General features: G+C 67.9%; 16 protein-coding genes. 8 read left to right on the top strand and 8 right to left on the bottom strand.

Going from position 1 to position 15,001, the window contains the following annotated elements; all coding sequences use genetic code 11:
• Positions 1-59: 59 nt before the first annotated feature.
• Both E3O65_RS15330 and E3O65_RS17325 read right to left on the bottom strand, forming a co-directional pair.
• On the bottom strand, positions 60-866 hold the full coding sequence (locus E3O65_RS15330; RefSeq protein WP_134364585.1) for a PP2C family protein-serine/threonine phosphatase: 807 nt from the start codon (positions 864-866) through the stop codon (positions 60-62).
• Positions 867-894: 28 nt separating this feature from the next.
• Positions 895-1,980 carry an FHA domain-containing protein gene (locus E3O65_RS17325; protein ID WP_241985702.1) on the bottom strand — a complete coding sequence of 362 codons (1,086 nt, stop codon included), beginning with the start codon at positions 1,978-1,980 and terminating at the stop codon, positions 895-897.
• 267 nt (positions 1,981-2,247) lie between these two features.
• Between E3O65_RS17325 and E3O65_RS15320 the strand changes: the two genes are divergently transcribed.
• Positions 2,248-2,730: an Lrp/AsnC family transcriptional regulator gene (locus E3O65_RS15320; protein WP_134364584.1), complete on the top strand. Its 483-nt coding sequence runs from the start codon at positions 2,248-2,250 to the stop codon at positions 2,728-2,730.
• A gap of 4 nt (positions 2,731-2,734) precedes the next feature.
• A complete protein-coding gene (locus E3O65_RS15315; RefSeq protein ID WP_134364583.1) occupies positions 2,735-4,240 on the top strand; it encodes an aspartate aminotransferase family protein in 1,506 nt (501 codons plus the stop codon).
• Positions 4,241-4,265: 25 nt separating this feature from the next.
• Here the strand turns inward: E3O65_RS15315 and E3O65_RS15310 are convergent, their stop codons facing one another.
• A complete protein-coding gene (locus E3O65_RS15310) occupies positions 4,266-5,462 on the bottom strand; it encodes a DUF4192 domain-containing protein (RefSeq protein ID WP_134364582.1) in 1,197 nt (398 codons plus the stop codon).
• A 162-nt stretch (positions 5,463-5,624) separates the two neighbouring features.
• On the opposite strand from E3O65_RS15310, the gene E3O65_RS15305 reads away from it, so the two are divergent.
• The 3 genes from E3O65_RS15305 (at position 5,625) to E3O65_RS15295 (ending at position 8,497) form a co-directional block, all read left to right on the top strand.
• Positions 5,625-6,806 carry a MarP family serine protease gene (locus tag E3O65_RS15305; RefSeq protein WP_134364581.1) on the top strand — a complete coding sequence of 394 codons (1,182 nt, stop codon included), beginning with the start codon at positions 5,625-5,627 and terminating at the stop codon, positions 6,804-6,806.
• A 61-nt stretch (positions 6,807-6,867) separates the two neighbouring features.
• Positions 6,868-7,584 carry an RNase H family protein gene (locus E3O65_RS15300; RefSeq protein ID WP_134364580.1) on the top strand — a complete coding sequence of 239 codons (717 nt, stop codon included), beginning with the start codon at positions 6,868-6,870 and terminating at the stop codon, positions 7,582-7,584.
• 49 nt (positions 7,585-7,633) lie between these two features.
• The gene (locus tag E3O65_RS15295; protein ID WP_134364579.1) at positions 7,634-8,497 is read left to right on the top strand and encodes a DUF429 domain-containing protein; all 864 of its coding nucleotides are present in this window, start codon (positions 7,634-7,636) and stop codon (positions 8,495-8,497) included.
• On the opposite strand, the gene E3O65_RS15290 is transcribed toward E3O65_RS15295, so the two are convergent.
• A complete protein-coding gene (locus E3O65_RS15290) occupies positions 8,469-8,759 on the bottom strand; it encodes a hypothetical protein (protein WP_134364578.1) in 291 nt (96 codons plus the stop codon). The two genes, E3O65_RS15295 and E3O65_RS15290, sit on opposite strands and share 29 nt — an antisense overlap.
• A gap of 158 nt (positions 8,760-8,917) precedes the next feature.
• Positions 8,918-9,853 carry a Pvc16 family protein gene (locus tag E3O65_RS15285; RefSeq protein WP_134364577.1) on the bottom strand — a complete coding sequence of 312 codons (936 nt, stop codon included), beginning with the start codon at positions 9,851-9,853 and terminating at the stop codon, positions 8,918-8,920.
• Positions 9,854-10,080: 227 nt separating this feature from the next.
• On the opposite strand from E3O65_RS15285, the gene E3O65_RS15280 reads away from it, so the two are divergent.
• Positions 10,081-10,371, top strand: coding sequence for a hypothetical protein (locus E3O65_RS15280; protein ID WP_134364576.1), 291 nt, complete (start codon positions 10,081-10,083; stop codon positions 10,369-10,371).
• A 124-nt stretch (positions 10,372-10,495) separates the two neighbouring features.
• On the opposite strand, the gene E3O65_RS15275 is transcribed toward E3O65_RS15280, so the two are convergent.
• Complete coding sequence (locus E3O65_RS15275) at positions 10,496-11,959, bottom strand: cryptochrome/photolyase family protein (protein ID WP_134364575.1); 1,464 nt, start codon at positions 11,957-11,959, stop codon at positions 10,496-10,498.
• An 87-nt stretch (positions 11,960-12,046) separates the two neighbouring features.
• Between E3O65_RS15275 and E3O65_RS15270 the strand changes: the two genes are divergently transcribed.
• Complete coding sequence (locus E3O65_RS15270) at positions 12,047-12,949, top strand: oxygenase MpaB family protein (protein ID WP_134364574.1); 903 nt, start codon at positions 12,047-12,049, stop codon at positions 12,947-12,949.
• Positions 12,950-13,029: 80 nt separating this feature from the next.
• Positions 13,030-13,233 (top strand): hypothetical protein, encoded by a 204-nt coding sequence (locus E3O65_RS15265; protein WP_134364573.1) that lies wholly within the window; start codon positions 13,030-13,032, stop codon positions 13,231-13,233.
• A 139-nt stretch (positions 13,234-13,372) separates the two neighbouring features.
• On the opposite strand, the gene E3O65_RS15260 is transcribed toward E3O65_RS15265, so the two are convergent.
• Together E3O65_RS15260 and E3O65_RS15255 are read right to left on the bottom strand one after the other, a co-directional pair.
• Positions 13,373-13,996, bottom strand: a complete 624-nt coding sequence (locus E3O65_RS15260) for a MerR family transcriptional regulator (protein WP_166804617.1) — start codon at positions 13,994-13,996, stop codon at positions 13,373-13,375.
• A 23-nt stretch (positions 13,997-14,019) separates the two neighbouring features.
• Positions 14,020-14,964: an NAD-dependent epimerase/dehydratase family protein gene (locus E3O65_RS15255; RefSeq protein ID WP_134364571.1), complete on the bottom strand. Its 945-nt coding sequence runs from the start codon at positions 14,962-14,964 to the stop codon at positions 14,020-14,022.
• Between the last annotated feature and the right edge of the window lie 37 nt (positions 14,965-15,001).

Below are 15,001 nucleotides of genomic sequence, written 5' to 3'. Positions count from 1 at the left end.
CCTAATTTTAGGGGTCTGCAGACGTGAGGGGGCCTGCGAGCCCGACGGGAGTCGGGAAACTACCCCAACTCTGGGGGTACGGCGTCGCCGACCGCGAGAACGTCGAGCACGATCACGGTGACGTTGTCGCGGCCGCCGTTCTCGAGCGCGGCATCCATCAGAGCTTTGGCCGCGTCATCCGCTCGCGGGTTGGAGATCAGAAAATGACGGATGCCGTACGCCGTGAGTTCCTTGGTCAGGCCGTCGGAGCAGATCAGGAGCCGCATTCCGGCCTGAAGGGGGCGAATGCGGTAGTCGGGCACCGGTGGTTCGTGGAATCCGACCGCGCGGGTGACGATGTTGCCGTGCGGGTGCACATCGGCTTCGTCGCGGGTGATCCGGCCCGCGTCCACGAGTTCCTGCACCACGGAGTGGTCAGTGGTGATCTGCTCCAGCACGCCCGAGGTGAGCTGGTAGACCCGAGAATCACCGATGTTGAGCACGATCCACTGCGGCATGCCGGAGACGACGGCCAGCGCCGCTCCCGTGACGGTCGTTCCGGTGCCGAGGTCGGTCACGCCGTCGCCGGAGGCCATGTCCACCACCGAACGACTGAGCGCGTCGTTGATCTGCTCCGCCTCGACGTGGTCCGTGCCGGCGAGTTCGGACAGCCGGGTGACGACGGCGGCGCTGGCGACGTCGCCCGCGGAGTGCCCGCCCATCCCGTCGGCGACCGCGAAGATGGGAATTTCCGAGACGAGGCTGTCTTCATTGACCTGCCTGCGGTGACCGGTGTCGGTGATCGCCGCCCAGGCCAGGGTCACGGTCTTTTGCACCGACGGAAGGAGGACGGTGGAACCGGTTGAGCCTTGACCAATCTGGGTCACGGATGTGCCTTCCGAAATTGCCGAGCGATTACTGAGCGGGCGTCGTGCCGGCTGCGGGGAGGATCTCGATGATATTACCGTCCCCGATGTCCACTGTCGTACCGGGCAGCACCGTGAGCGACTGGCCGGAGTGGAGACGTTGCCTGCGTCCGCGCGGCGGAATCACGATTGTCCCGTTCGTGGAACCGAGGTCGGTGACGACTACCGAGCTGCCCTCCTGGCGGATTTCCAGGTGGGTGCCGGAGACCGCGGAGGTCGGTGAGGTCACCTGAATTAGCCGAGCCGGAGAACCGGATGCGATGCGCGGCGGTCGGGGCCGACGCCCGAGTTGGTGGGGTTGGTCGAGCAGGATCTCCTCGCCGTTCGGCAGCCGGAACCGCAACCGGGCCTCGGCAGGGCGAACCGGGTGCGCGGCGGTGGCACCCAGGGCAGCACGTGCCGGGCGGCCGAGAACGGTGTCCGCGTCGGCCGGGCTTCGGTCACTCTCGACGTGGATGATCGTGGCGTCGTCAACGTGGCCGGGCGCCATCGTCCCGAGCCCAGCCTGGGCCTGCTCCGCCGGGGCGTCATCCGCCGGCGCGTCATCCGGCAGGACTCCATCGGACGGCGTGTCATCCGACAGGACGTCATCCGTCAACGACCAGAACAGTGAGGTCGCAGCCACCGAGCCCTGACCGAACGGATGCCCTGCGCTCAAGCCGGCCGCGGCAACCACCGGTCGATCGGCGAACCCGATCGTGAGCCCGATCACGGACCTGAAGTCGGCCAGCAACCAGGGGCGGATGCCGCCGGCCGAGAACCGACGCGACCCGCCGACCGAGAACACGTCGACCGCCACGTCGCCGCGGGCGATCACGGAGACCGGGATACCGTCTTCGTCGGTAGGGGCGCGCTGCACGATCACGGCGAAGTGCGCGGTGGCGTTCTCCCCGCCGAGCGGTAGCAGAGCCACCAGTTCCTCGGCTTCGACGTGGGATGCCGTGACGAGCGCGGCCAGGGTGGCCGTCACGCCGGGCGGGGTGTCCTCGGGAAGGGCCGCGATGAAGGATCGGCCCACCACGAAGGTCAAACCGGCCTGGTTGCCGGGATCGAGTTGGTATCCGACGCGCCCCACGGGTTTGGTGCCTTCCGTTCGGTGGACGATCGAGGACCTGACGTGCGTGGTGCTCGTGCCGTCCTCAAAACCGTACATCTCTAACGTAGCCGTCGTGCGTGAATCCGCCATGTCGACGAGGCCTGGGCGCAACTCCGTCGGCGCGAGCGCATTCGAGGTGCGGGAACCGAGCCCAAACCAGACGATCTTCCGTGGATTCCGTTGTCGTTGACGTGTATTGCTGCGGAATCGCTTGCCTGAGGTCAGCCCCACTGGCATACTCGCTGGATGAGCGTAAACGGGCGCAACGCTGCGGGAAAATCGGCACCACTGGACGAGGTCTCGAAGAAGATCATCGAGCAGCTCCAGGCCGATGGCCGGCGCTCGTATGCCGAGATCGGCAAGGCCGTCGGTCTGAGCGAGGCCGCCGTGCGCCAGCGCGTTCAGAAACTGACGGATGCCGGCGTCATGCAGGTCGTCGCCGTCACCGACCCGATGCAGCTCGGGTTCTACCGCCAGGCCATGATCGGCATCCGTGCGACCGGGGACACCCGGGTGCTCGCCGACCAGCTGTCGGCCATCCCAGCCGTCGACTACGTCGTTTTGACGGCAGGCTCCTTCGACCTCTTGGTCGAGGTCGTCTGCGAGGACGACGACGAGCTGATCAACCTGCTCAATTCTCAGATCCGCGGTCTCGACGGGGTCAGCTCCACTGAGACCTTCGTCTATCTCAAGCTCCACAAGCAGTTCTACAATTGGGGAACACGGTAAAAAAATGACAATCGCAGCAGACACCACCGCAGCCACCGGCACGGCGACCACCGAACTCGCCGCCGCCGACACCGAGAGCACGACGGCCACTGCCGTCGAGGAGGCTGCCGGGCCCCGCGTCTACACGGATGCCGAGAACGCCACCCTGCAGCAGAAGGCGAAAGACCACCTTTGGATGCACTTCTCGCGCCAGTCGGTGCTTGAATCCGGGCACGGCGTGCCGATCATCACCAAGGGTCTCGGCCACCACATCTGGGACTCCAAGGGCAAGAAGTACATCGACGGCCTGAGCGGGCTGTTCACCGTGAACGCCGGCCATGGCCGCAAGCGCCTCGCCCAGGTGGCCGCCAAGCAGGCCGAGGAGCTCGCGTTCTTCCCGATCTGGTCCTACGCCCATCCGAGCGCCATCGAGCTGGCCGACCGTCTGGCCGCCAATGCGCCGGGCGACCTCAACCGGGTCTTCTACTCGACCGGTGGCGGCGAGGCCGTGGAGACTGCTTTCAAGCTGGCCAAGTACTACTGGAAGCTGCAGGGCCGCCCCACCAAGCACAAGGTCATCTCCCGCAACGTGGCCTACCACGGCACCCCGCAGGGAGCCCTGGCCATTACGGGTATCCCCGCTATGAAGGAGATGTTCGAGCCGGTCACCCCGGGCGGATTCCGAGTGCCGAACACGAACTTCTACCGCGCCGAGGAGATGGGTTCCGGATTCGGCGACGACGTGGAGAAGTTCGGCCTGTGGGCCGCCAACCGGATCGAAGAGATGATCCAGTTCGAGGGCCCGGAGACCGTCGCCGCAGTCTTCCTGGAGCCGGTGCAGAACTCCGGCGGATGCTTCCCGCCACCGCCCGGCTACTTCAAGCGTGTGCGCGAGATCTGCGACCAGTACGACGTGCTGTTGGTTGCCGATGAGGTCATCACGGCTTTCGGACGCATCGGCAACATGTTCGCGTCGACGACCTTCGGGATTGAACCGGACATGATCACCTGCGCGAAGGGCATGACCAGCGGCTACTCGCCGATCGGCGCCACCATCATCAGCGACCGCATCTATGAGCCCTTCAAGCACGGTGAGACCACCTTCTATCACGGCTACACCTTCGGCGGCCACCCGGTTTCCGCCGCCGTGGCCATGGCCAACCTGGACATTTTCGAGGAAGAGAAGCTCAACGAGAACGTGCGCGAGAACTCGCCGCTCTTCCGAGCGGAGCTGGAGAAGTTGCTCGATCTGCCGATCGTCGGCGATGTGCGCGGCGAGGGCTACTTCTTCGGAATCGAACTCGTCAAGGACAAGGGCACCAAGGAGACCTTCAGCGATGCCGAGTCCGAGCGACTTCTGCGCGGCTACCTCTCCAAGGCGCTGTACGAGGCTGGGCTGTACTGCCGCGCCGATGACCGGGGTGACCCGGTCGTGCAGCTCGCTCCCCCACTGACCATCGGCCCGGCCGAGTTCAGCGAGATCGGAGCCATCTTGCACGGCGTGCTCTCGGACGCTCCGAAGTACCTCTAGTGGACGACGCACCGGCCACCCGGAATCAGGCGTTTGCGGTCTCGTCCGGCGGGACCGCAAACGCCCAGTCCGGAAGATGCCCCACCCCGAACACGGTTCTGAGCAGCTCACCCATGCCGTAGCGGGGGTCGATCGCCAGTGCTCGGTCGACGAAGATTCCGGCGACCGACCCTCGCCCCATCGCCCAGGACAGCCAGGCCAGCATGCACAACGGTGCCGGCCTGGCCCGACGCGGTGCGAGCGCCACCAGCAGTTTCAATAGCCGGATGGCCCGCTCGATCCTCTCCGGGTCGGGGCGCCCTCGCGAGAGTCCGAGCATGAGATCCCCGGTGACCCGGGATTCCGGGCTGTCGCCTCCGGCGGCCTGCTCCTCTCCGATGATGTCATCGAGGCTGCGCCCCGTGGCCCGCTGGACGATCGCGTAGTGCAGGTTCAGCTCGTGCGTCTGGCGCCCAACTGTCTCGCCGAAGGCGAACTGCAGCATCATCTGGTCCCGGCAGGCCGGCCCCTGCACGAGGAACAGCACAGCGGCCACATCGTCGACGCCCAACTGCTCCAGGTCCAACTCCAGGGCGGCCTCCGCGGCCAGCACCGGGTCGAGGATGTCGCCGGCCAGTTCGAGCAGTTCCGGCACCGTCTCCGACCGGGAACCGAGCCGCTGATAGCGGGTGAGCCGCCGGGCGACCTTCTCTTTCATCGACGGGTCGACCGCGGGCAGGTCCGCGCGGCTCTGCAGCGTGGCCAGGTCGCTCCGTGCCGCGTCGGGGATGGCACGGTGCACATCGGAGGCGGCGATCGCACTTAGCGGGTTGCCGCCGGCCGGGCAGTCCGGGTCGAAGTACGAGCCCCACCCGTCGGTGGCCACGCACAGGGCGTCCCGCACCAGAAAACCGGACAGCCGCGCCCGCGCGCACAGCACCTCCGCGAAACGTCCCTGGGGCAGGCCGGCCACGGATGCGACCAGCTCGTCGCTGTAGAACACGGGAACCAGCGCATCGACGTCGGGAATTTTGCAGATGGTGCCCACAAGAGTGGTCGCGATGCGCTTGAGCACTATCTGCGGCGCTTCGGGGCCAGGCAGGTTGAACCGCATCGCTCCGCAGGTTCGGTTGCCCCGGAAGGCGACGAGTACCAGACTCTTCTCGGGCAGAAACCCGACGAGCTGTGGCACGAGGGCGAGGAAGTCGTGCGCTTCCCTGGTCTTGACGATTGTCCTGTTCATGGGTCAACCCTCCCCGGAGCCGTCTCCGCCTCCCGATCCGGTCCGGGTCGGTGCGCAACTCGGCGTATTCACATTCTGGGGAGGCCTGGCCACGTACTCTGGATCGAAACGGATGCGGCCGGTGAGCGAGCGCACGACACCGACAGAGGACGAGGTTCACGGATGGCGTTTTCAACGGTTCTGGATGTGGTGCTCCTGATCGTGCTGTTCGGCTACCTCGTCTCCGGCTATCGCAGTGGGCTGATCGGAAGCCTCAGCGGAATCGCGGGATTGATCGCGGGCGCCATTGCCGCCTACTTCCTCGTTCCGCTCGTGGGGACCTGGGTTCCCGCCGCGGAGTGGCGCACCGCCGCCACCCTGGCGACCGCCGCCGTGCTCCTGATCGGCGGCCTCTCGATCGGCCGTTCGATCGGCCGCCTGCTGACGCCGAAGGGGACTCGCAACAAGCTGCGTGTCGTCGATCGTCTGCTCGGTGCCGGCGCCGCCGTCGCCGTCTCCGCTCTGGTGGCCTCTATGATCGCCTTCAGCATCGGCGCCCTCGGCGTGCCGGTGGTCTCCTCGGCCGTGAGCTCGTCCAGCGTGATCCGTTCGATCGACTCGCTGACCCCCGACCCGGTGAAGACCTTCCTGGCCCAGCTGCGGTCGATCGTGGCGACCGAAGGCATCCCCCGCGTCGTCGAGGCGTTCAACGGCGAGGCCCCGGTCGTGCCGAACGTGGGAACCGACAGCGAGGCCCTGCTCGCGGCGAAGGAATCCGTGCTGAAGATCACCGGCACCGCCTACGCCTGCGGCCAGAACCAGTCCGGCAGCGGATTCGTCATCGCGACCGACCGGGTGCTCACCAACGCCCACGTCGTCGCCGGGGTCTCGGAGCCCGTGGTGGTCACTCCCGATGGCAGGGCGCAGTCGGGCCAGGTCGTCTACTTCGATCCGGCCGTGGACCTCGCCGTGATCGCGGTGCCCGGGCTCGACGCCCCGCCGCTCGCGCTCGGCGACAATTTGGGGCCGGGCAGCCTCGCCGTGAGCGGCGGCTATCCCTTCGGCGGACCCTTCGAATCCGCGCCGGCCGAGGTGGTCGCCGTCGCCCCCGCCATTGTGGCCGATATCTATGGCCAGGATCCCTCGTCGCGGCAGATCTACACACTGGCCGCCGATGTGGACCACGGCGAGTCCGGTGGCCCCCTGCTCAGCGAAGCCGGTGTCGTGGCCGGCGTCATCTTCGCCAAGTCGACCATCACCGACAACCTCGGCTACGCCCTGGCGATGGAGGAAGTCGACCCGGTTGCTGAGCAGGCATCCGCGCTTGCCGCACCGGTCTCCTCTGGCTCCTGCATCAGCGGGTAGCCCCCGCGATGGCAGACTAGACAGGTCCTGAACGCGCGGGACCCCAGGAAAGGCCCACAGTATGACCATCATCGCCGCCGCCGACGGTTCGGCCCTCGGCAATCCCGGTCCCGCTGGTTGGGCGTGGTACGTCGACGACTCCTGCTGGGCCGCCGGCGGCTGGAAGCACGCCACGAACAACCAGGGAGAGCTGAAGGCCGTGCTCGAACTGTTCCGGGCCACAGCGCACCTCGACGACGACCTCCTCGTGCTGTGCGACAGCCAGTATGTGATCAACTCCGTGACCAAGTGGATGCGCGGGTGGAAGGCCAAGGGGTGGCGCAAGGCGGACGGCAAGGCTGTGCTGAACCTGGATCTGCTCCAGGAACTCGATGAGGCCCTGGCCGGGCGCACCTACCGGTTCGAATGGGTCAAGGGCCACGCGAACCACCCCCTCAACGAGGCCGCCGACAGTCGCGCCCGGGCCGTGTCGGAGGCATTCCAGCGCAACTCGCCGATCAACCCCGGCCCCGGTTGGGTGCGGCCGGGCGATGCCCCGTCGCCCGCCCGGCGGTCGCTGAGCACACCGGCCACGAGGCCGGCCGCAAGCACCGCCGCGCCCAGCGCCCCGAAGCCGCCGGCCGGCCCGAAGCATCCGGAACTGTTCGCGTTCGACGACGAACCGGCCCGCTCCCACACCGTGTCCCTTGCATTGTCCGCCGATGAGCACGCCCGACTGTCCCGACGCGCGCTCGGGCTCGGCGTCAGCGTCGAAGAACTCCTTCGCGGCCTGATCTGACTCCGCGTCGAGCAGCGCATGCTCGCCTCCCGTGTGCTAGTCATGACCCATGACGCGATTCCTCGGAGTTGACCTGGCCTGGGCCGAAGGCAGCGCGTCGAAACCGGCCAACGAATCGGGGCTCGCCTGCATCGATGAGACCGGCCTGGTTCTCGACGCGGGCTGGGCGCGCGGAACGGATGCCGTGATGGCCTGGATCGAGTCCCAGTGGGAACCCGGCGCCGTTCTGGCGATCGACGCCCCCCTGGTGGTCAGCAATCCCACCGGGATGCGGCTGTGCGAGCGGGAAACCGGTAGTCGGTACGGCAGCTGGCACGTCTCCGCGAACGCCTCGAACCTGGGCCGGCCGTGGCAGGGCGGGGTCACAATCCGCCGTCGGCTGGAGACATCCGGATGGACCTACACCGACGGCCTGGCCTCGACTCCGCCGGCCACAGCGAGTTTCTTCGAGTGTTACCCGTACACGACCCTGGTGGGGGCGGAGGAGTTCGGGTACGCCGATAAGCGACCGCGCTACAAGCGCATGGGAACCTCGCTCCCGCCGGCCGAGCGCCGGGCCGCGCGGGCCATTGTGTGCGACGACCTCATCCAGCGCATCTGGCGTCTCACCGACGCGACTCCCCCGCTCGACCTCGGCACGCACCCCGTCTCGGATTCCCTCGTGACGGAGCCCTCACCGCTGCTCGACAGGGCCTACAAGCATCGCGAGGACCTGATCGATGCGCTGCTGTGCGCATGGACAGCTTCCCTGTGGTGGCACAGGGGCACCGAACGCTGCCAGGTTCTCGGCGCTGTGGACGATGTCTCGGAGGAGGGGCACCGGCCGACCATAATCGCCCCGGCCCGCCCCGCACAGCGTCGAACCGCCGCAGGGGCGCGGCTTGTCACCGCACCGGGTACCAGCGTGCCTTGACCCGCTCCGTGACCTGCCAGGACGCAGGTTCCACGTTCGCGCGGGCCGCGGCGAGCACGTGGTCGCCCACCCTCAGCGCCATCGCGGTGTCGTCTGCCGTGAACCGCACGATCGCCCGGGGTGAGCCGGCCACGACGGCCAGGTCGGATGCCTCCACTGTCGTCAGCTCGGCGGCGGCGGCCGCCAGGGTCGGAAGCACGGAGTCCGGGGCCACGCCCGGGCGGAGCGCGCCGATGATCAGGGTGATGCGGAACGAAGGCATCCCATCAGCGTAGGCGGGGATACCGTCGATCCGGGCCGGCGACCCAGGCCGTCGAGGTCCGGTGTATCCCCTCCTGGTACTGCAGGGGCTCCCGGCGCTCACGTCTTTCGCGGGCGGGATGGCCATCATGTCCGGGTACAGGCTGGGCCCGCTCGGCATCACGCCGCCGGATCAGTTTCCGAAAAGCGCACTTCGACTTGGGTCCGGTCCGCCAGCTCGTCCCCGGCCGGATGAGTCAACTCCATGATCACGACGCTCGGAGCCTGGCCGAGCAGGTCGAGGACCGATCCGATCTCCATCCCGGCGTAGGGGTCGTCGACGTCGAGCTCCTCCGGGCGCACGCCGAAGAGCGGGTCAGCTGCGGTCACCATCAGCACGGCCCCACGGTGCTCGGCCTGGTTGAACACGCGCGCGAGTTTGTCTTCGGTTTCTTCATGGGTGGCACCCACGATTTCGCCCAGCGGCAGGGTCACGAGGGCCTTGCCCAGTTCGCTCGCGACGGATGCCGCGGCCTTGGCTTTGGCCGCGGCATCCGTTCCGGTGAACACGGTGATCGCGCCTGCCCCGGCCAGCTTCACGACGTCACCCACGGTGCCGACCACGGCGGTGCGTTCGGCCGCGTCCAGGGTGAACGACGCCATCACGCCGAAGGAGAGCCGCAGCGGCGCATTGGACGCCAGCCACAGGGAGGTCAACACCTCATTGGTCAACGGCGAGGGCGAGAGCCAGACCTGCAGGGTGTCCGCCGACCCGATCGGAACGTTCAGAACGGGATGACGTTCGATGGCGGCCCGCGCCGTGCCGAATACCCGATGGCTTCCGACATCCGTGTCGACCTCGTCACCGGGGAAAGCGCTGACCAGGTAGTGCAACTCGGCAATCACGCGGCTGGGTCCCCGCTGGGTTTCCTCCCGATAGCTGATCAGGCTGTCGTAGTAGAGGTACACGTTGACGGAGGGGCCGGTGACGCCGGTTCGTGGAGAGCCGAGAGCGTAGGCCGTGACCTGCAGCCCGATCGGCGGGGCGGTGAGCAGCCGTTGCAGCGCGACGGTCGTCGAGACGATGGCCTGGCCGTAGTTCGTGAGCGACGACATGGTGACTCCGGCTTCTGAGCATTCTGGGACACGAGGACGAAAGTGAGCAGACGAAACCACGCTACTCCGGCTCCCCACGCAGGTCGAGGCATTCGCTGGCGCCCGAACGTTCCAGCCTCCCGGGGCGCTATGCCGTAGCCTGCTTCGGGACGCGTGTTCCACGGTCGGTCCCGATATGTTTCCGGCGCCGTGTGCACCGTGCTACCCACGCACGGCGAAGGAGACCCATGGATTACTCGGCAACGATCGTGGTGCAGGCGCATGTCACGAAGCCGGATGCGCTGCGGATGATCGCGCAGGCCGCGGGTTCGACCGTTCACGATGCCGCCACGGCCCGACCGTTCGTCCCGCTCGTCGGCGGCGGGCGCGTCGAGGTGGAGATTCCGAAGTTCGGCGAGGCGCCGCCGCTCGCGATCGACGTATTCAGCCCTCATAGCGACGAGCAGGCCCGAGTGTCCGCGCTGACGCTGCAGGCGGCCCTGGTCACCGTGACGGACTGGCCGATGGAAGTCCGGTAGGTGCCCTCCTCCCCTGGTTCCGGCCTCGACATCGCGTTCTCGGCCTCGCGGCGAAAGTTGTGCATCGCAGCAGGTGGTCCAACGTGAACCTGCCTTCACTAGCTGCGCCGCGGCCCCCGAATTCTCACCAGTCGGTGCGGGCCCGCTCCTGTGCCACGACCGCGTCGCGGTCGACCAGGCGGCGGAGCCCGGCGAGCGGCTGAGCCATGCGGTGATTGCCCCGGATGCGCGGCTCCACCCGGTCCAGGAACGCCCAGTACCCGGCGGTGAACGGGCAGGCGTCCTCGCCCAGCCGTTTCTTCGGGTTGAACGTGCACGCGCCGCAGAAGTCGCTCATCTTCGAGATGTACGCACCCCCGGAGGCATACGGCTTCGTGGCGACGATTCCGCCGTCGGCGTGCTGGGACATCCCCACCACGTTGGCGGGCATCACCCACGGAGTGCCGTCGACGAAGGAGTTCGTGAACCACTCGGTGAGCTCGGCCGGCTGATACCCGCGCTGCAGGGCCCAGTTGCCGAGCACCATCAGTCGTTGGATATGGTGCGCGTAGCCCGTGCGACGCACCTCCCCGAGCACATGGCTCAGGCACTTCGCCCGCACCGCGCTGCCGTCGAGCTCCCAGAACTCGCGGGGCAGGGGCACCTGCGCCTCGAGGTGATTGCTGCGCCGCACATAGTCCTCTCCCAGATGCCAATAGAGGTGCCAGACCCAGTCCCGCCAGCCCATGATCTGCCGCACCACGGCTTCCACGCTCTGCAACGGGGCTCCCCCGATCTCGTAGGCACCGACCACGGCGTCGATCACCTCGCGCGGATGCAGCAGTCCCAGATTCAGGGGAACGCTCAGCCTCGAGTGGGCCATCGATTCATCCCCGAGCAGCGAGGCGTCCTCGAACGGACCGAAGTCGCCCAGGCGCGTCTCGACGAAATCGGCGAGCGCGGCGAGCGCCTCCGCCCGGGTGGCCGCGAACCGGCGCGGGCCGTCCTCACCGATCAGGTGGACGCGCCCCTCCGCCTGCCACCGGTCCAGGTCGATGCGCACCTGCGCGTCGATGTCGTCTTCGACCGGGCAGAACGGGTCCGGCAGCCCCAGGCTCACCGCTCCCTTCGGCGGTGGCTGGCGATTGTCGTGGTCGAAGTTGAACTTGCCGCCCTCGGGATCGGGCCCGCGCATGAGCAGGCCGGTCTCGGTGCGCACCTGGCGATAGAACTGGTCCATGATCAGCCGAGATGCCGGTCGGCCTGCCGCCCAGGCTGCGAAATCCACTTCGCTGGTCACGAAGCCGCGGCTGGGCAGTACCCGCGCGCCGAGCTCCCGCACCAGGGCACGGGAGCCCCACGAGGTGGGATCGACCACTTCGAGGTCGCGGCCGGTGAGCACGTCACGATAGTGCTCGGCGTGCAGGTACTCCACTCGGTCGCCGAGCTCCCTGGCCCGGTGGCGCAGTGCGCTGAGGATGAGGTGCGCCTTGGCCCGGTGATAGGTGCGTTGGCCCAGAACACCGACGGCCTCCACCATGAGAAGAGGTCCGCCGTCATCGAAGTGGGGGCCGAGCTGGTCGGCGAAGATGAAGCGAGGCGCTGCCATGGTACCGAGTTTAGATCGGTCCCGAGCACTCGCGCTGCCCGCCGGGTTCGAGGCCGATGCCCAGCCGCCACGGGCTAGCCTCGGTCCATGAGCAGGTTCGTGGACAGCTGGCGGTCGCATCTTCTGGTGACTCTCTCCGGAAACGGTGAGGGCCGCCCGCGGTGGGTGGAGAAAATGGAACTCGGCGACGACGTCGGCTTCTTCGGTCCGGGCTCGGCCTCCTGGGCCGTGCACGGTGGGATGGCGACGATGGTCGCCGGCATCCGTGCCCTGCTCATGCAAACCCTCCATCCCGGCGCGATGGCCGGCGTGCACGACTGGTCCCGCTACAAGGAAGACCCGCTCGGACGACTCTCCGGCACCATCCAGTGGCTCGTCACCGTGACCTTCGCCGACACCACCCTGGCGGCGAGCGAATCGTCCCGGGTGGGGCGCTTCCACGACCGTGTCACCGGAACGTACCGCGACTCCCAGGGCATCGAGCGCCCCTATGCCGCGGGTGACCCGGAGCTGCTCGCTTGGGTGCACATCGTCTTCACGGACGCGTTCCTGTCCACGCACTCGATCTGGGGAGGCCCCATCCCGGGCGGCGCCGACGGTTACGTGCGCGAGTGGGCCAAGGCCGGCGAACTCGTCGGCGTGCACAATCCGCCCCGCTCCGCGTCCGAACTGCAGGCCCAGCTCGATGCGTTCAAGGACGCCGGCATCCTGAAAAGCGACGAGCGCGTCGCCGAGGCGGTTCGCTTCATTCGTAATCCACCGCTCCGTCGGGGCATGATGCCGTTCTACCGGGTGATGTTCGCCGGCGCCGTCGCCTCGATCCCCCGCGAGTACCGTGAGCTGCTCGGCCTCCGGCGCTCCCTGCTGCCCGTGGTCTGGGCCACCGGAGCCGTTCTCGGCCTGGTGCGCCTGCTGCTGGGCCGGTCGTCGACCTCAGAAGATGCCGCCCGCACCCGCATCGCACGCCTCGCCAAGGCGAATCCCGCCTGAGCCGTGCGGCTCGGCTTGCATATCGCAGCGCCGATGTACACCCCCTTGCCGATCTCGCCGAGATAGGCGAACGTCCAAAGATGAGACTAAGCGACTGGGTTCTGACCGTTCATTGCCGGGAGTGCGGAATCGGCGGTACGGCCCAGGTCGAAATCGACCGGCACATCGTCTGGCCGGTGATCGTGCATGAAAGCGGATGCACCCTTGCCGATGACGAGGACCTGGTGGAGTCCCGCTCCGGCCACCCCGTCCACGGACGCCGCCAACGGGTCTACGCCGGCTGACCTGGCCCCCGAAGGTGCGACCCGGTGAGGATGGCCGCACGCGTCCCCGATCAGGCACACCACGACCAGCACAGCCATGGCCACCGACAGCCAGACCAGGGAACGATGCCACACGACGGGGCGGGGCGTGCGATCTGCTTCAGAGCTCGGACGCCGGCGGCGCTGGGTACCGGAGCGAGGACAGATGTTCTTGGGCAGCCCGGCGCAGGCCCGAGAACAGCCGGTCGCCGAGCACGGTGCCCACGACGACGATCTCGGCCTTCGCCGCACGTTCGATGCGGGCATCGAGTTCATCGATGTCGGCCTCGGCCGCCAGGAAGGCCGCCTCCGCGTAGCGCCGGAACCAACCCGCGGCGTCGACCTGGCCGATACCCGTGAACGTGTCGAATACCTGGGCCGCCGCGAGGCGACCGGGATTGTCGTCGGAGACGTGCCAGCCCGGCATCAGGGCGTCCACGTGGGCCAGGGCGTCCGCCGGCACGGCCGTCGGATCGACAGCCTCGGACACGGAATGCTGGGCGATCTCGAAGGTCTCCGGCAGCGGGAGCTCGGAGTCGATGGCTTCGAGCACCCGCCGGGCGGCCGCCACGGTGAGGCCACCGACCTCGGTCAGAGCGACGATGAGACGGATGCGACCGAGGTGCGCGTCTCCGTACAGTGCCTGATTCGGACCCGTGCGACGTCCTGGCGGCAGCAGATTCTGCCGCTGATAGAACTTGATCGTCGCAACCGCCATGCCGCTGCGTGAACTGAGTTCAGCCATCTTCATGTCGGCTTCCGCCATGGTCAGGCGTCCGCCCGCTCGGCCGGCGCCCGATAGCTTTCGATCACGAAGGCCAACGACTCCGCCCATGGTGTGGCATGAACCCCGAGCAGGCGCTCCGTCTCGATGGAGTCGACCAGGAACGGCCGGTTGAACTGGTAGGACGAGTCGTTGGCCGCCCGGATGAACGGCACGAGGACGCCGAGCAGTCGCAGGAACGCCGGGCTCAGTGCCTTGACGCTGCCTTCTTCGCCGGTGAGTCGATTCACCTGCTCGGCGATCTCGGCGCGGGAGAGCGGCTCCGCAGCTGGCACGTGCCAGACCCTGCCCCACGGCCCGCGGTGGTCCGCGGCCGCGATCAAGGTGGCGACGATGTCGGCAAGGTAGCACCAGCTGTGCGGTTCGGTCGCACTGCCGAAGATCCGGGCTGACCTGCCCGCGAGAACCGGTCCGAAGAAAGCCGAGCCGAGTTGGCTGTTCCGCCCGGCGCCCGGTCCGAAGTAGTCGCTCGCCCGCACCTCGACGACGTCGATTTCGCCTCGGGCCTGGGCGGCGAGGGCGAGCTCCCACCCGTCGGCGCGCACCTGGCCCTTCGGCTCGGTCGGGTGCAGCGGAGTCGTTTCGGACATCGGCATGGCACTGTCCTTGCCGTAGCCGTAGAGGTTGCCCATCAACACCAGTCGGGCCGCGGACAGGTGCGCAGCTTCGATGGCGGCCCGGTGCATCGGGGGCCACAGTTCCGGCCAGCGGTGATACTGGCGAGGGCCGGTCGCGAGGAAGATCGTGGCTGCACCCGCTGCCGCTGCGGCCAGGGCATCCGGATCGGACGCGTCGACCGTGATCGATGTCGTTCCAAGAACGGTCGTGCCGGAACGGGTCGCGACCAGGACGGTGTCGCCACGCGCGACGAGGGCGCGGGCGAGGGCTTCGCCGATGTAGCCGGCGCCGACGACGAGGTGGACGGCCATTGGATTCTCCTTTGCGAACGACGAGAGAGCCGTGTCA

Origin of the sequence: Cryobacterium breve, assembly GCF_004402375.1 — a bacterium.
GTDB classification, from domain to species: Bacteria; Actinomycetota; Actinomycetes; order Actinomycetales; family Microbacteriaceae; genus Cryobacterium; species Cryobacterium breve.
Note: the sequence above shows the minus strand (reverse complement) of the source record. Positions and strands in the feature narration are given on the sequence as shown.

Bases quoted from the DNA above. Each gene is read 5' to 3' on its own strand.
- E3O65_RS15320 (WP_134364584.1), top strand. From the start codon at position 2,248: ATGAGCGTAAACGGGCGCAACGCTGCGGGAAAATCGGCACCACTGGAC.
- E3O65_RS15275 (WP_134364575.1), bottom strand. From the start codon at position 11,959: ATGGCAGCGCCTCGCTTCATCTTCGCCGACCAGCTCGGCCCCCACTTC.
- E3O65_RS15255 (WP_134364571.1), bottom strand. From the start codon at position 14,964: ATGGCCGTCCACCTCGTCGTCGGCGCCGGCTACATCGGCGAAGCCCTC.
- E3O65_RS15300 (WP_134364580.1), top strand. From the start codon at position 6,868: ATGACCATCATCGCCGCCGCCGACGGTTCGGCCCTCGGCAATCCCGGT.
- E3O65_RS15270 (WP_134364574.1), top strand. From the start codon at position 12,047: ATGAGCAGGTTCGTGGACAGCTGGCGGTCGCATCTTCTGGTGACTCTC.
- E3O65_RS15265 (WP_134364573.1), top strand. From the start codon at position 13,030: ATGAGACTAAGCGACTGGGTTCTGACCGTTCATTGCCGGGAGTGCGGA.
- E3O65_RS15280 (WP_134364576.1), top strand. From the start codon at position 10,081: ATGGATTACTCGGCAACGATCGTGGTGCAGGCGCATGTCACGAAGCCG.
- E3O65_RS15295 (WP_134364579.1), top strand. From the start codon at position 7,634: ATGACGCGATTCCTCGGAGTTGACCTGGCCTGGGCCGAAGGCAGCGCG.
- E3O65_RS15290 (WP_134364578.1), bottom strand. From the start codon at position 8,759: ATGCCTTCGTTCCGCATCACCCTGATCATCGGCGCGCTCCGCCCGGGC.
- E3O65_RS15260 (WP_166804617.1), bottom strand. From the start codon at position 13,996: ATGGCTGAACTCAGTTCACGCAGCGGCATGGCGGTTGCGACGATCAAG.
- E3O65_RS15310 (WP_134364582.1), bottom strand. From the start codon at position 5,462: ATGAACAGGACAATCGTCAAGACCAGGGAAGCGCACGACTTCCTCGCC.
- E3O65_RS15285 (WP_134364577.1), bottom strand. From the start codon at position 9,853: ATGTCGTCGCTCACGAACTACGGCCAGGCCATCGTCTCGACGACCGTC.
- E3O65_RS15305 (WP_134364581.1), top strand. From the start codon at position 5,625: ATGGCGTTTTCAACGGTTCTGGATGTGGTGCTCCTGATCGTGCTGTTC.
- E3O65_RS15315 (WP_134364583.1), top strand. From the start codon at position 2,735: ATGACAATCGCAGCAGACACCACCGCAGCCACCGGCACGGCGACCACC.